Annotated in this window: 16 protein-coding genes; all 16 read left to right on the forward strand. The window is 32.4% G+C overall.

What is annotated here, in order from left to right; all coding sequences use genetic code 11:
• The first annotated feature begins 30 nt into the window (after positions 1-30).
• The 16 genes from NQ503_RS07080 (at position 31) to NQ503_RS07155 (ending at position 14,600) form a co-directional block, all read left to right on the forward strand.
• A complete protein-coding gene (locus tag NQ503_RS07080) occupies positions 31-720 on the forward strand; it encodes a glycosyltransferase family 2 protein (protein WP_144369601.1) in 690 nt (229 codons plus the stop codon).
• Positions 721-733: 13 nt separating this feature from the next.
• On the forward strand, positions 734-1,111 hold the full coding sequence (locus NQ503_RS07085) for a DUF2304 domain-containing protein (RefSeq protein WP_005422505.1): 378 nt from the start codon (positions 734-736) through the stop codon (positions 1,109-1,111).
• Entirely contained in the window at positions 1,112-2,236 is a 1,125-nt protein-coding gene (locus NQ503_RS07090) for a glycosyltransferase family 4 protein (protein WP_005422509.1), read from the forward strand. It abuts the gene before it with no gap.
• Between the two features lie 27 nt (positions 2,237-2,263).
• Complete coding sequence (locus NQ503_RS07095; protein ID WP_005422511.1) at positions 2,264-3,322, forward strand: glycosyltransferase; 1,059 nt, start codon at positions 2,264-2,266, stop codon at positions 3,320-3,322.
• A gap of 13 nt (positions 3,323-3,335) precedes the next feature.
• Positions 3,336-4,781, forward strand: coding sequence for a flippase (locus NQ503_RS07100; protein WP_005422513.1), 1,446 nt, complete (start codon positions 3,336-3,338; stop codon positions 4,779-4,781).
• A 17-nt stretch (positions 4,782-4,798) separates the two neighbouring features.
• Complete coding sequence (locus tag NQ503_RS07105) at positions 4,799-5,689, forward strand: glycosyltransferase family 2 protein (RefSeq protein WP_005422514.1); 891 nt, start codon at positions 4,799-4,801, stop codon at positions 5,687-5,689.
• Positions 5,690-5,714: 25 nt separating this feature from the next.
• Positions 5,715-6,794, forward strand: coding sequence for a glycosyltransferase family 1 protein (locus NQ503_RS07110; RefSeq protein WP_167531102.1), 1,080 nt, complete (start codon positions 5,715-5,717; stop codon positions 6,792-6,794).
• A 202-nt stretch (positions 6,795-6,996) separates the two neighbouring features.
• The gene (locus NQ503_RS07115) at positions 6,997-7,416 is read left to right on the forward strand and encodes a hypothetical protein (protein ID WP_005422518.1); all 420 of its coding nucleotides are present in this window, start codon (positions 6,997-6,999) and stop codon (positions 7,414-7,416) included.
• A 520-nt stretch (positions 7,417-7,936) separates the two neighbouring features.
• Entirely contained in the window at positions 7,937-8,470 is a 534-nt protein-coding gene (locus tag NQ503_RS07120) for a sulfatase-like hydrolase/transferase (protein ID WP_044924893.1), read from the forward strand.
• Positions 8,471-8,500: 30 nt separating this feature from the next.
• On the forward strand, positions 8,501-8,842 hold the full coding sequence (locus tag NQ503_RS07125; RefSeq protein ID WP_154648301.1) for an EamA family transporter: 342 nt from the start codon (positions 8,501-8,503) through the stop codon (positions 8,840-8,842).
• Positions 8,832-9,167: an EamA family transporter gene (locus NQ503_RS07130; protein ID WP_005422524.1), complete on the forward strand. Its 336-nt coding sequence runs from the start codon at positions 8,832-8,834 to the stop codon at positions 9,165-9,167. The genes NQ503_RS07125 and NQ503_RS07130 overlap by 11 nt, the downstream gene beginning before the upstream one ends.
• Positions 9,168-9,608: 441 nt before the next feature.
• A complete protein-coding gene (locus NQ503_RS07135; RefSeq protein WP_044924895.1) occupies positions 9,609-10,106 on the forward strand; it encodes a hypothetical protein in 498 nt (165 codons plus the stop codon).
• Between the two features lie 32 nt (positions 10,107-10,138).
• A complete protein-coding gene (locus NQ503_RS07140; RefSeq protein WP_005422527.1) occupies positions 10,139-11,086 on the forward strand; it encodes a glycosyltransferase family 2 protein in 948 nt (315 codons plus the stop codon).
• A 172-nt stretch (positions 11,087-11,258) separates the two neighbouring features.
• On the forward strand, positions 11,259-12,410 hold the full coding sequence (locus tag NQ503_RS07145; RefSeq protein ID WP_005422528.1) for an AAA family ATPase: 1,152 nt from the start codon (positions 11,259-11,261) through the stop codon (positions 12,408-12,410).
• Entirely contained in the window at positions 12,403-13,434 is a 1,032-nt protein-coding gene (locus NQ503_RS07150; protein ID WP_005422529.1) for a hypothetical protein, read from the forward strand. The genes NQ503_RS07145 and NQ503_RS07150 overlap by 8 nt, the downstream gene beginning before the upstream one ends.
• A gap of 62 nt (positions 13,435-13,496) precedes the next feature.
• The gene (locus NQ503_RS07155; protein ID WP_005422530.1) at positions 13,497-14,600 is read left to right on the forward strand and encodes a glycosyltransferase; all 1,104 of its coding nucleotides are present in this window, start codon (positions 13,497-13,499) and stop codon (positions 14,598-14,600) included.
• The last annotated feature ends 28 nt before the right edge of the window (positions 14,601-14,628 follow it).

Genomic DNA, 14,628 nt, shown 5'->3' on the forward strand with positions numbered 1-14,628 from the left:
ATAGAGATGAGACTGAATGAGGTAGAAAATATGAAAGTATTGATTATTATTCCGGCTTATAATGAAGAGGAAAGCATTGAAAAAGTGATAAATAATTTGAAACAAAACTATTCCCAATATGACTATGTGATAATTAACGATGGATCACATGACCACACATCTGAAATTTGCCATAAAAACAAATATAAAATTATAGATCTTCCGGTAAATCTTGGATTAACAGGAGCATTTCAGACTGGCTTAAAATATGCATATAAAAAAGGATATGATTATGCAATTCAATTTGATGCAGATGGACAACATTTGCCTGAATATATACCAGCTATGGTAGATAAAATAGAAGAAGGCTATGATATGGTTATTGGTTCCAGATTTGTGGAAAAACCGAAACCGCGTTCTTTGCGTATGTTGGGAAGTCGTGTTATATCAACTGCAATAAAAATAACGACAGGTGTGCATATTGCGGATCCTACATCGGGCATGAGATTATTTAATAAAACTTTAATTAGAGAGTTTGCAGAAAATATTAATTATGAACCAGAACCGGATACAGTTTCTTTTTTGATTAAACAGGGCGTTAAAGTGGCCGAGGTTCAAGTTGAAATGAAAGAGCGAGAGGCTGGTGAGAGCTATCTCAATTTATCGCGATCAATTGTTTATATGACTAAAATGTTTGTTTCTATAATCATATTACAGAATTTTAGAAATAGAAAAAAATAGAGGAGAGCAGGATATGATTTCATTAGTGTTTAGAGTTGTTTTGATTCTTTGTTCTTTGTTTACAGCTATATTTATAATACGAAAAATCCGTCAATCCAAAGTACAGATTAATTATGCTATTTTTTGGATTCTCTTTTCGGCATGCCTGCTTATTTTTAGTGTTTTTCCTGAATTATCTATTTCACTCGCCAGTTTATTGGGAATATATTCATCAACAAATTTTATTTTTTTAGTAATTCTGTTTGCGGTAATTATTAAACTGTTTTTTAATACAATAGAAATATCCAATCTGGAATATAAGATTAAAGAATTATCGCAGAAAATTGCAATTGATGAAAAGGATTTTAATGAAACAAAAGAAAATAAATCTGAAGAAGAGATGGACGAATAAATGAAAACATATGCGATTGTAGCATCGTTATTTCCACCACATGTTGGTGGGGTAGAACGTTACTCATATAATTTGGCTAAAAAATTGACAGAACATGGAAACAGAGTAATTGTAATTACGTCTGGAGCAGGGAAGGTAAAAGAAGAAGGTGGAATAAAAGTATATTATCTTCCTTCTTTTTTGCTTTTAAATGGTAGGTTGCCAATCATTAAACCTGGAAGTAAATTTAAGGGATTAGAAAATATTCTAAAAACAGAAAATATTGATTATTTTATAATTAATACGCGATTTTATTCATTATCGTTATGGGCGGCAAAGTTTGCTTATGCAGAGAAAAAAAGTGCTATTCTAATTGAACATGGTTCATCGCATTTAACATTTAACAATAAATATTTGGATATTTTTGTCAGGTTTTATGAGCATGCGATGACTATGTTAATTAAAAAATATCCAATGCGATATTTTGGAGTATCAAAAGATGCCTGTGAATGGATCAAGCATTTTAATATTCAGGCAGAGGGAACATTATATAATGCGATGAATCTGGATGAAATTGAGTTAATGAATAAATTTGATTACAGAAAAAAATTAGGACTCACAGAGAATGATTTTATAATAACATATGTAGGACGAATAGTGGGAGGAAAGGGATTATTAGAGCTGACATCTGCGGTAAATGAAATCAGAAAGGAATATTCAAATGTTTATTTGGTGGTTGCTGGAGATGGACCATACATGAAAGAACTGGTAAAACATAAAACTCCATATATAACATTGTTGGGAAGAATTCCATATTCAGATGTTATTTCTTTACTCAGTTCAGTGGATACATTTTGCCTGCCATCTGAGACGGAGGGATTTCCGACATCCGTACTGGAGGCGGTTGCCTGTAAATGTTATGTAATAACAACAACTGCTGGTGGCTCGAAAGAGCTAATTACAAACAGCCAGTTAGGAACAATTATGAAGGATAATTCTTCTAAATCTATTGAAGAAGCTTTGCGTGCAATTATTGATCATAAAGAAAGTCGAATAGAGGCATCTGAAAAATGTTATGTTCGATTGAAAGAAAAATTCACTTGGGATGCAGTTGCGGCAAAAGTAGAAGATATTTTTGAAATATAAAATAGCTTATATCTAGGAGTGTGTATTATGTTGAAAGTACTACATTTGTTGTCAAGTGACCGGTTTTCGGGAGCAGAAAATGTTGTTTGCCAGATTATTACAGCATTTGATGGGGATAGCGAAGTAGAACATTTATATGTTAGCCCGGAAGGACCAATAAGAGAGACTTTAAAAGAAAAAAATATACGTTATGTACCGGTAAAATATCTTAATGGCATTGATCTCAAACGAATTGTAAGAATAGAGCAACCAGATATTATTCATGCACATGATATGCTTGCAAGCCTATTTGCGACGTTTTGTGTTCGGAATATTCCTATAGTATCACATATTCATAATAATAATTTTGGATTTAAAGGAGTGGGTCCTTTTGTAACGTCTTTAGCATATTGCATTGCGGCAAGAAGGGCTAAACATATATTTTGGGTATCAGAAGCAGCTTATAATGGATTTAGATATAAAAAAATATGCTCATCAAAAAGTTCTGTCTTGTATAATGTAATTAATATTGAGGAGCTAAATAATAGTATCAAAATAGATCCTGAGAAATATCAATATGATCTTATTTTTCTCGGAAGACTTACATATGCAAAAAATCCGCAGCGTGTATTAGAGGTGACAAAGATATTAAAAAATCAGAAGGATGATATCAAAGTTGCTATGGTTGGTGCTGGTGAATTAGAGAATGAATTGAGAAATTTTGTAAAAGATAATCAATTAGAAAAAAATGTTGATTTTTGGGGATTTAGAAAAAATCCTTATAAGATACTAAAAAATTCACAAGTTATGATTATGACTTCCAGATGGGAAGGACTTGGAATGTGTGCATTAGAGGCAATGGCTTTAGGCGTGCCGGTAGTAAGTACACCTACGGGTGGACTTTGCGAGATTATTGAAGATGGAAAAAATGGTTTTTTAAGAAGGTCGAATAAAGAGCTGGCAGATAAAATTATAGATATTTTGAATAATCCGTTTTTAAAAGAGCAAATGTCAACATATGCGAGTGAGAATAGTATAAAAATGAATTCTCGCGAGAAATACAAAAATAAAATATTGGATGTTTATAAAAAAGTATCTGGAAAATAATTGAAAGGAAAATATGAAAGTTAGATCTTTAAAGTTTAATTCAGTTGTGAATTTGATAAAAACGATTTTAGGTATTATTTTTCCGTTAATAACATTTCCGTATGCATCTAGAGTATTAGGAGCAACAGGCATAGGAAAAGTTGATTATGCGAATTCTATTTCAAATTACTTTATTTTGTTTGCAAGCTTGGGAATTGCGACTTATACGATCAGAGAAGGGGCAAAAGTCAGAGATGACAAGAAAAAACTAGATCAGCTGGTGACAGAAATTTTTGTTATCAATTCTATTTCTACTGTTGTTGCATATATATGCCTTTTTATTTGTTCTTCGTTACCTGTATTTAAAAATTATCAAGAATTAATTTTGTTAAATGGCACAATTATGATTTTTGATTTAATAGGTGTTAATTGGCTGTTCAACATTTTTGAAGACTATATTTATATAACAGTTAGGACTCTTGCGTTTCAAATAATTTCACTTGTGCTTTTATTTGTATTTGTACAGACACCGGAAGATTATCTAATATACGCTGGCTTAATCGTTTTTGCAAATGCAGGAGCAAATATTTTTAATATTTTTTATGGAAGAAAATATGTTAGCTTTTTTAAATGTAGTAAACTTAATTTAAAGAAACATTTGAAGCCTATTTTTATCATTTTTGGAATCGGAATTGCATCACAGATATACTTAAATATAGATACAACGATGTTGGGACTCTTGAAAAGTGATTATGATGTGGGATTGTATTCAGCTGCTATAAAAATAAATCGAACATTAGGAACACTGATTTCTTCTGCATGTGCAGTACTAATTCCACGTCTTTCGTATTATATTAAGATGAAAATGGAAAAGGAATATAGAAATATTGTTAATACAACAGTTAATTATATTCTATCACTTTCTATCCCATGTGCTTTTGGCGGTGCACTATTAAGTTCAGAATGTATATTTTTGTTTAGTGGAAAAGGATTTGAGGGCGCTGCACCGATTATGCGTATATTGTCTCCAAACATTATTTTTGCAGTGATGAATGGATTCTTGGCATACCAGATTTTTATACCATTTGGAAAAGAATTATATACATGTATTGCAACATTTGTGGGCGCCATTTTGAATGTGGTATTAAATTCTATTTTTATAATAACGTTTGGAACCAGAGGAGCAGCAGTTGCAACAGTTCTGGCAGAAATTAGTGTTTTTATTATTCTGATGTATTATATGAAGAAGTTTTATCAGGATAAGACATTATTTAAAGAAGTATGGAAATATCTGGTTGCAGGTATCTGCATGTTTATAGTGGGATTAGGGATTGCGGCATTAGGTTTAGGTCTGATCTTGAAGATACTGGTAACAGTTGTTATATGTATTATATGTTATTTTGGAGTGTTGATGATTTTAAAAGCTAAGATTGCATTTGTTGTAATTGATATGCTGAAAGCAAGAATTAAACGAAAATAATAGTTTGAGAGGAAAATATGCAGGGAATATCAGTAGTTATTCCATTTTATTGTGGAAATAGTTATTTGGAAACGATGGCAGAACAATTAAAAAAAAATATTAATAATTTTAAATCTGACTTAAAAAATGTAGAGGTAGAAGTTATTTTAGTGAATGATAGTCCATGGAGTACTATTGATGAAAGTAAATTGAGTGCTATAAAGCAAAGTTATAAAATCGTTGTTAATAAAAAAAATAGTGGCATTCATCAATCAAGAGTAAATGGAATAAATATTGCTTCATGCGATTATATTTTACTTTTGGATCAGGATGATAAAATTTCTGAAAATTATTTTGAGAGTCAATACGAAAAAGCAATGAAAGAAAATGCAGATTTAATTATTGCGAATGGAGTGCGAAAGATAGGAGATAAGAAGCATCCGATTTTTAAAAATATAAGATGGCATAAAGATGCTACAACATTAGCACCATATGTAGCAATCGGAAATGTTATAGCATCTCCTGGACAATGTCTGATTAGGAAAAATGCGGTTCCTGTATTTTGGTTGAAAAATATATTGTCAGAAAATTGTGCTGATGATATGTATTTATGGATGTTGATGCTTGGCGAGAAAAAAAGAATAGTTATAAATTCAGAATTTTTATATACACATGTGGCTACAGGAAATAATTTTTCATCGGATGAGAAACAAACGATACGATCAGAACGTAAAGTAATTACGCTGTTAGTTCAAAGCGGTTTAATTGAGAAGAAATATTTGCGATACTATAAAAAAAGATTAGATATGCGCGAAAAGTTTATGTTTGGAATAAAAAGCGGTATTTTGGCAAAAACTTATTATTGTTTATGCGAAATACAGAAAAGAATGGTTCTTATTTATTTGAGGAATACATGTAAAATTAAGTAGTCAAATGGAAGAGATGAGGGGAAAAGTGAAAAAAGTACTGATATTTGGATTGAGTTCTTTGTATGCTGGCGTAGAAGCTCTGATATTGAATTATGTAAATCATTTAGATGAAAATGAGTATGCTGTCGATTTGGTTGTTACAGAAAGAAAACCAGAGTATCTTGATGATAAACTTTTGCGTAATGTGGATATTAGAATTGTACCCAATCGTGTTAGAAATTATGTAGCATATGTAAAAAGTATGGATAAAATTGTGAAAACAGGTGGATATGATATTATATGGGCGAATTTTTGTACTCTTACAGACATTCAAGTTTTAAAGAGCGCTCAAAAATATGATGTTCCAATTCGAATTGCACATAGCCATAACTCTGAGAATATGGGGAGTTTCCTTGTAATGGCTACTCATCTAATGAACAAGAAAAAAATTATTCAGTATGCGAATAAATTTTATGCATGTTCAGATTTTGCAGGTGAGTTTATGTTTGGCAGGGAGATCGTTGAATCAAAAGATTACAAAATTATTCCTAATGCAATTGAAGCGTCTAAATATAGATTTACACCGGAAATCAGAGAACAGATTAGAGAAAAGATGCAACTCAGTAACAAGATTGTAGTTGGACATGTGGGGCGATTTCATTTTCAAAAGAATCATACACAATTGATAAAAATATATAAAAAATTTTTAGAGAAAAAATCTAACAGTATATTGCTGCTTGTTGGAACCGGAAATCTAATGGATGAAATTAAACAGTTAGTTCATCGTGAAGGCATCGAAGGAAATGTATTGTTTTTAGGAAATAGAAGTGATGTTAATGATTTAATGCAGGCAATGGATGTACTTTTGTTTCCATCATTATTTGAGGGGCTTCCGGTGACTTTGATAGAGGCACAGGCGGCAGGACTTCCCTGTGTGATTTCTGATAAAATAACAAAGCAGGCTCAAATTACAGATTTAATAAAATATGAAAGCCTTGATGCACCTTTGGAAAATTGGGTTGATGATATTGAACAGAGCTTGCTTATAAAACGGTCAGATTATTTAGGAACGATACAAAATGCAGGGTATGATGTATGTGAGTGCGCAACATGGCTTTTTGATTAGATAAATTTGATTAATAATTTGTTGTAGGAGAAAGTTACAGAGGTTTCAGACAGATGGAAATGCTATTTTGTAATTGTACCTGTGATTTTCTTATGTTCTATGTGTTTGTCTATAATATTGGATATTATTTGCAAGGAAGGTGAAAAACTGTTTAGAGGTATAGGTAAATTATCTTTGAATAAGTGAAATTAGTAGATAAAATATGAAAAAAATAAAAATAGGAATATTTTGGTCATTGTTTGTTGGAATTCAGATAGTCATAAGCATAGGATTGATATATACATTGCTGATAGTTCCGAAGACAAGAACATCGGGAATAGAGTATAATGATGATTTAGAACTAGAGGCAACAGATCCATTAGTAGAAAAAGAAGATATATTTACACAGTATTTTACTCCAAAATATAAATATGTAAATACAATTGAAGTTAGAGTAGGATTTTCAACATTTACAGAGCTATATGAATCAAATGATGTAATAATTGTAAATATAACTGATACAAATGATACGGAACTATGGGAAAAAGAAATTCCATTAACTACAGTAAAGAATTTTATTTATGTGGATTTAGATGTTAAGAAAGAATTAAAAACAGATGAGATCTATGCACTGAATATTTGATTAAAGGAAAATGCTCGATATGTAGATGACACATGGATATCAGCAAAATGTGTGTTGGTTAATTCTGACTTGGAAGAAAATAAAGACTGCTTTTTTAATAATACAAAATTGGAAGCCAGTGCGGATGTAATTTATAATTATCAATATTATGATATAATAGGAATTATTAAATATTTATGTGGCATTATTGTATTGAACAGTGTGACATATATACTGAAAAAAACAAGAAAAAAATATTGTAAAAAAACAATTAGAAATTGCACAATTATTTTATTACCAATATGTGTATATGTGCTTTATGAAAAAATTTTAGGAAACCTATTTACGGTAAGCTTGGGATATGCGGTGCTCAATATAATTATTCTTGAAGTTATATATGTTTTTTCCTGTTTCTGTGTGGAGATTCAAGAGCTGCAGGAATAATTTTTTGTATGGGGTTTACTATATTAGGATTGGTAGAGTATTATGTCCTTGAGTTTAGACAGAAGATACATTAGGTGCATATGAATCTAATGTAAAATTGAATTATAATAAAGAATATCCAAAGGCAGAAACCTATTTATCTTTGATTAATGAATCTGATAGGGCTTTAGAGACATTAATATATTATCTGCAACAACTGGATCAACCAACAATGCTGATTATATTTGGAGATCATTATCCTAATGTTGAAGAAGCATTTTACGAGGAATTATACGGCAAAAAAATAGAAGATCTTGATTTGGAAGAAACACAATTGAGAGATCAGACCCCATATATTATATGGACAAATTATGAAAGTGAATCAGTACAAGAAAACATGAGTGCAAATTATTTGGGTGCATATATATTGGAGAAAGCAGGACTTTCAATGTCTAAATATGATAAATTTTTATTGCAATTGAAAAAAGAAATTCCTATTATAGGCATGGGGGCAATTGAAGACAATAATGGTAAATGGTTTGATATGAATAGTCTTCCACAAAAATATGCAGAGCTTATTAATAATTATAAGATATTACAATATAATAAAATAAAAGATAGGAAAAATATATGTAAGGGTATATTTTCATAAATAAATTGCATGGTTAGGTGGTGGACATAAGTGACAGAATCTTTTCGTAAAAATAAAAAAGGTATTTCATTGATGGTGGTATCGTCAATATGCGTATGCGTTGAGCAGCTCCTGTGGAAAATTTCAGCAAAACAGGGGATTGTAGCGATGCTTCTTGGATTTTGTTTTTATGGAGTGGGAGCATTGGTGATGATTATGTCGTACAAATTTGGAAAACTTTCAGTTCTTCAGCCGATGCTGAGCCTAAATTATGTGCTTAGCATTGTGCTTGCTGCGATTGTACTAAAAGAGAAAGTTTCACTCGTAAAATGTATTGGGGTTCTGATAATTATCGGTGGAGTCATAATGATTGTAGGAGGTGATGAAGAATGACAATTTATTTTATCATCCTGATGATTATGACTTTTTTGGTTCAGTTGCTTCGTTGTTTCTGAAAAAGGCATCAGGAACAGAAGGGTTACTTGCACTGATTAAAAATCCGTATTTATATATAGGTGGAGACCTATATTTATTTTCAGCAGTTTTGAATATATGGATCTTAAGAGTTTTGGAATATTCAGTAGTATTGCCTCTTACTTCGCTGACGTATATATGGACGATGGTGTTATCTTATTTTATATTGAAGGAAAAAATAACAAAGAAAAAAATTGGTGGAGTTATTCTGATTTTGATTGGTGCGATATGTGTATCTCTTTGAGAAGTTAACAAGATAAAAGGAGCTTCATGCATATTAAAGAGAAAGAACTTAGATGGCCTAGATGTATAATTGCATCAGGATGTATATGAGGAAGCTTTGGTGTTGTTTTTGTATCCGCATATGCTTTGATTGGGGTTGCATTTGGTGTTTTGATACACGAAATTTGTGAATGACATAAAAATGGATTCAAAATAAAAAGGGCTATAGAAAGATACTATAAATTGATAATATCAGTTACAGTACCTGTTTTAATAGCAGTAGCTTACTTTAAATTTAATCATGCTTTAAAAATAGCGTTTGATCAGTTTTATAGATTTAATCGAGAAGTGTATCCTAAGTATTACGTAATGGGAGAAAATCTTGCACAACCGTTTATAAACGGAGTACAGTATTTTTTCGGCAACAAGAGGATATGATTTTCATGGAATAGCAGCGTGGTATGTGGCAATATTGATTGTTTGTTTATATATTGGGCTGATTGAAGAAAAACTACAAAAAATCAGTAAGCCAGTTTTAGGACTTTGCGCAATTGTTTTATTGAGTACATACATAATTTCGGTTGGAGATAATTTACTGTATACACAGGAAAGTGTATCTAAAACTGAAAGCAAAGATATTGAGTTAACTGAAAATGAGAATAACAAAGGTATTTACCTGGATTTATATGTTTCACCGTCATTATATTATGAGTATAAGGGAAGATATGCGATTAATCGAGCGGTATATATGTTACCTTGGTATATGGATTGGTATGAAAAAGATGAAATCGATGATTTGTTTACTTATAATCCCAAAGTGGTGGTTTATGATGAGGAGGAAGATGCATGGGTGTATACACATTATGCACCGGCTTTTGTTACTCAATTAGAAGAATATTATTATAGGTTTTCAAATAATAATGAGAAAGCAGGGTATAATATTTGGCTTAGAAATGATTAAGAGTATATTAAATACCTGATAAGGAGCAAAAGATGGAAACTTTAGCAATTATTGTACCGTGTTACAATGAACAGGAAGCGCTGCCATTGTTTTATAAAGAAGCATCAAAAGTTCTGGAAAAACTGGACTATGACTATAAGCTTCTTTTGATCAATGACGGATCGAAAGATAATACACTGAGTATTATGAAATCAATTGCGGAGAAGGATGAGCATGTAAAATACTTGTCTTTTTCCAGGAATTTTGGTAAAGAGGCAGCCATGTATGCGGGATTTTGCAATGCAAATGCGGACTATGTCTGTGTAATGGATGCAGACATGCAGGACCCACCGAGTCTGTTGCCTGAAATGCTGGAGATCTTACATACACAGGATTATGATTCGGTGGCTACCAGAAGAAAGAACCGTGAAGGGGAACCACCGATCAGAAGCTGGTTTGCACACAGATTTTATGAGATCATCAATAAAATATCGGATGCAGATATCGTTGATGGTGCAAGGGATTTTCGCCTGATGAAAAGGGAAATGGTGGAAGCGATTGTCAGCATGACAGAATACAATCGATTTTCCAAAGGAATTTTTGGCTGGATCGGGTTCAAAACATATTGGTTATCCTATGATAATATTGAACGTGTGGCAGGTGAAACCAAATGGAATTTCTGGAAGCTTACAAAATATGCGATTGATGGAATCATTAATTTCTCTCAGGCACCGTTGAGTGCTGTTTCGGGCTTTGGAGTGCTGATGACAGTTGTTTCTTTTTTGATGTTAGTTGTGGTCGTCGGACGTAAACTGATTTACGGTGATCCTGTTGCCGGATGGGCATCAACGATCTGTGTGATCATATTTATTGGTGGTCTGCAGCTGTTTTGTCTGGGCGTGATCGGACATTATATTGCAAAGATGTATTTGGAGACGAAGCAGAGACCGCATTTTATTATTTCAGAAACAAACGATGAAGATGCGGTGAAACTTAAATAAGGAAAATAGACAATAAAGCAGGAGAATTTTGCAAATCGCGTGTAAAATTCTCCTGTTTGTCGATATATGCCGTAATTTTTTTACAGCATATTGTTGCGGAAAAATATAAAACTGGTTATACTGTAAGAAATAATTGAGATGTTAATTACTCTTTGAGAGGACGGTATATTATATGCTAAAAAAATTCACATTGAGGAATTATAAGAATTTTAAAAATGAAATAAGTATAGATTTTGAAAATATTGCCGGTTATCAATTTAATATGGATTGTCTGTATGAAGGGACAATTGGAAAAATGTTGATATATGGACGTAATGCAACAGGAAAGACAAATTTGGGAAATGCATTGCTTGATATTGTTGCAACGATGTTTGGAAGACGGAGATATACAAGAAACGAGGTTTTTCTTAATGCAGATTCGACAGAGAATGTAGCAACATTTAGTTATGAGTTTGAGTTTAATGGTACAGATGTGTCATATAAGTATTCGCGAGTGTCGGATGAGAAACTGCAGGATGAAGCATTATTTGTAAATGGCATCAGAATTTTTTTCTGTGATTTTTCAAAAGAAAACTATAATTTTGACAATTTGAATTATATTGAGGCAGAAACTATAAATGTTGAGCGGTATTTGCAATCTTCAGGGATAGATGACGATATAGAAATCAGCAATACGAAAATTCCCTTTTTACGTTGGTTGCTTAGCAATGCTGTATTTAAAAATAATTCAGTTTTAATTTCATTGTCTAATTATGTTGAAAGAATGCAGATGATTACTGTTGGTAGTGGAATGAGATTTCTTGCAGGAAGATCGAACCAGTTTTTTTATGAATTATTAGAAAAAAGAGCTTTGCTAACAGACCTTGAAGAATTTTTGAATGTAATGGGAATTGAATGCAGTCTGGCTTTAAAAGAATTGCCGGATGGACAGAAAGAATTATATTTTGTTCATAAACAGATGGTCCCTTTTTATGAGAATGCGTCAAGTGGTACATTGGCGCTGTTTGATCTGTATCGTAGACTGATTGTGAAAATTGGGGGTTCGTCATTCGTTTATTTAGATGAATTCGATGCGTTTTATCATTATGAAATGGCAGAAAAAGTGATTGGATTTTTCAAAAGAAAATATCCAAAATGTCAGATGATTATGACATCACATAATACTAATCTGATGACGAACAGAATTATGCGTCCGGATTGTTTGCTTATTTTGTCGAGTAGGGGAACATTAACGTCTCTTTGCAATGCAACAGAACGGGAATTGAGAGAAGGACATAATCTCGAAAAGATGTATATCAGCGGGGAGTTTGAACGTTATGAATAATTATGCGACAGAAGCCAGAAGAAGAGGCCGAAGTTTGCTGGTTGTGGAGGGAGATCATGAGAAAAATGAGCTGTTTTGGCTTGTTTTCAAATGTTACCCGGAATTGCATGTCGATATGGAGAACATATGGATTTATGGGACGAATATTTATATGTTATATGAAGATATCATAAGAGAATATGGGGATGACTGGGAAAATGAATGGACAGATATTGACCTTCCGTTTGTAATCAGTAAAAAGAAAAATTTGGAAAATCTTTGTTACAAAAATGATTTTACAAATATTATACTTGTTTTTGATTATGAACGTCATGATCCACAGTTTTCAGCTGATAAAATTTTACGTTTACAAAATTATTTCAGTGATGCAGCAGATATGGGGAAATTGTATTTGAATTATCCTATGATAGAATCTTATCAACATTTAAAAAGTTTACCGGATGAAGAGTATATTAACCGAAAGATTTCTGTTTCATTGCAGCCAGGAAGTAAATATAAAGAACTGGTCAGAAATGAGAGTGTCATTGAAAAAGCAGTAGATTTTCCGCACAGAATTGAGGATTTATTGGCAGGAACAAGATATCGGATAGAGGATGCAGATAAGCGACAGATATGTTGTGATAAAATATTGAATATTTCAAATGATAGCGAGATGGAAAGATCATTAGAAGAAATCCTGCGGGTTGTAGATGATGATAAAAAAGCAAGAACTTTAAAATATCAGTTGAAAGACTGGATTGAAAAAGTGGGATATACACATGAAAATAGGACTTATTGGAAACATATGCGAGAAGTTATTGGAGAAATAGTGTGTCATAATATAGAAAAGGCATATGTCATCCAACATGAAGACAGAAATGATAGTAATGACAGAAAATTGAAAGAACAATTTGAACAGGTTGATTTGTCTCAGATATTAAATGTTCAAAATGAGGTAAGTCAAGATATGGAAAATGGATTCATATGGGTGCTGAATACATGTATATTTTTAATTCCTGATTATAATTTCAGATTAATTGCTTAGATAATCTGAAATGCGAAATCATATAGAATGATGTTATCAAAAGTCAAAAGCGAGGAAAGAAAATGGCAAAAGTATCAATTATCATACCGACATATAATGTGGAAATGTTTCTGGATGAATGTCTGGAAAGTATTCAGCGTCAGACATTGCAGGATATAGAGATTATCTGTGTGAACGATGGATCGACAGATCATTCTCTGGAAATCATTAAAAAATATGCGGAGAATGATCCACGTTTTGTGATCGTTGACAAGGAAAACGGCGGTTATGGAAAGGCTATGAATGTCGGTCTGGACAAAGCTACGGGAGAATATATCGGTATTGTGGAACCGGATGATTATGTACCGCTTGCGATGTATGAGGATCTTTACAAGATAGCAAAAGAGAACGATCTTGATATGGTGAAGGCAGATTTTTACCGTTTTACAAGAAATCCTGAAAATGGGAATATGAATCTGGTATATAACCATCTGGATTTAACAGGGAAATGGTACGGAAAGCTCTTTGATCCTAGTGAAGAACCGGAGACATTACGTTTTATCATGAATACCTGGAGTGGTATTTACAAAAGAGAGTTTTTGGAGCAGCATCACATCAGACATAACGAAACTCCTGGAGCATCTTTCCAGGACAATGGTTTTTATTTCCAGACTTTTGTTTATGCAAAGCGTGCGATGATCGTGGATAAGCCGTACTATATGAATCGTCGTGATAATCCGAATTCCTCTGTCAATAACAGGGAAAAAGTCTACTGCTGTAATGTAGAGTATGATTATATCCGTGAGATATTGATGAAAGATCCGGAAATCTGGAGCCGCTTTAAATATATGTATTCTTTGAAGAAATTTCATACTTATAATTTTACGCTGCAGCGGATTGGAGAGCAGTTTAAGAGGGAATATGTTCAGAGAATCAGTCAGGAATTCAAAAGAGCAAAAGAAAACGGAGAATTGAAACAGGGAGCGTTCTATCCTGTTGAATGGGATGATATGATGCTGCTGATCCAAGATCCGGATGCTTACTACTTCAAGATATGTCTGAAGAATAAGCAGATCCGTTCTCTGGAAAAGAAAGTAGCATCATTGGAGAATTCCACAACTATGAAGGTTGGGCGTGCAATCATGTTTATTCCGTTAAAGATAAAAAAGCTTTTTAAGAAAAAATAAAATGAGTAAAGAACAGAAAGATAAAGGA

It is taken from the genome of Blautia obeum ATCC 29174 (assembly GCF_025147765.1).
Taxonomy (GTDB): domain Bacteria; phylum Bacillota; class Clostridia; order Lachnospirales; family Lachnospiraceae; genus Blautia_A; species Blautia_A obeum.

Excerpts from the sequence above, each read along its gene's own strand:
- NQ503_RS07080 (WP_144369601.1), top strand. The coding sequence starts at position 31 with ATGAAAGTATTGATTATTATTCCGGCTTATAATGAAGAGGAAAGCATT.
- NQ503_RS07085 (WP_005422505.1), top strand. The coding sequence starts at position 734 with ATGATTTCATTAGTGTTTAGAGTTGTTTTGATTCTTTGTTCTTTGTTT.
- NQ503_RS07090 (WP_005422509.1), top strand. The coding sequence starts at position 1,112 with ATGAAAACATATGCGATTGTAGCATCGTTATTTCCACCACATGTTGGT.
- NQ503_RS07095 (WP_005422511.1), top strand. The coding sequence starts at position 2,264 with ATGTTGAAAGTACTACATTTGTTGTCAAGTGACCGGTTTTCGGGAGCA.
- NQ503_RS07100 (WP_005422513.1), top strand. The coding sequence starts at position 3,336 with ATGAAAGTTAGATCTTTAAAGTTTAATTCAGTTGTGAATTTGATAAAA.
- NQ503_RS07105 (WP_005422514.1), top strand. The coding sequence starts at position 4,799 with ATGCAGGGAATATCAGTAGTTATTCCATTTTATTGTGGAAATAGTTAT.
- NQ503_RS07115 (WP_005422518.1), top strand. The coding sequence starts at position 6,997 with ATGAAAAAAATAAAAATAGGAATATTTTGGTCATTGTTTGTTGGAATT.
- NQ503_RS07130 (WP_005422524.1), top strand. The coding sequence starts at position 8,832 with ATGAAGAATGACAATTTATTTTATCATCCTGATGATTATGACTTTTTT.
- NQ503_RS07140 (WP_005422527.1), top strand. The coding sequence starts at position 10,139 with ATGGAAACTTTAGCAATTATTGTACCGTGTTACAATGAACAGGAAGCG.
- NQ503_RS07145 (WP_005422528.1), top strand. The coding sequence starts at position 11,259 with ATGCTAAAAAAATTCACATTGAGGAATTATAAGAATTTTAAAAATGAA.
- NQ503_RS07150 (WP_005422529.1), top strand. The coding sequence starts at position 12,403 with ATGAATAATTATGCGACAGAAGCCAGAAGAAGAGGCCGAAGTTTGCTG.
- NQ503_RS07155 (WP_005422530.1), top strand. The coding sequence starts at position 13,497 with ATGGCAAAAGTATCAATTATCATACCGACATATAATGTGGAAATGTTT.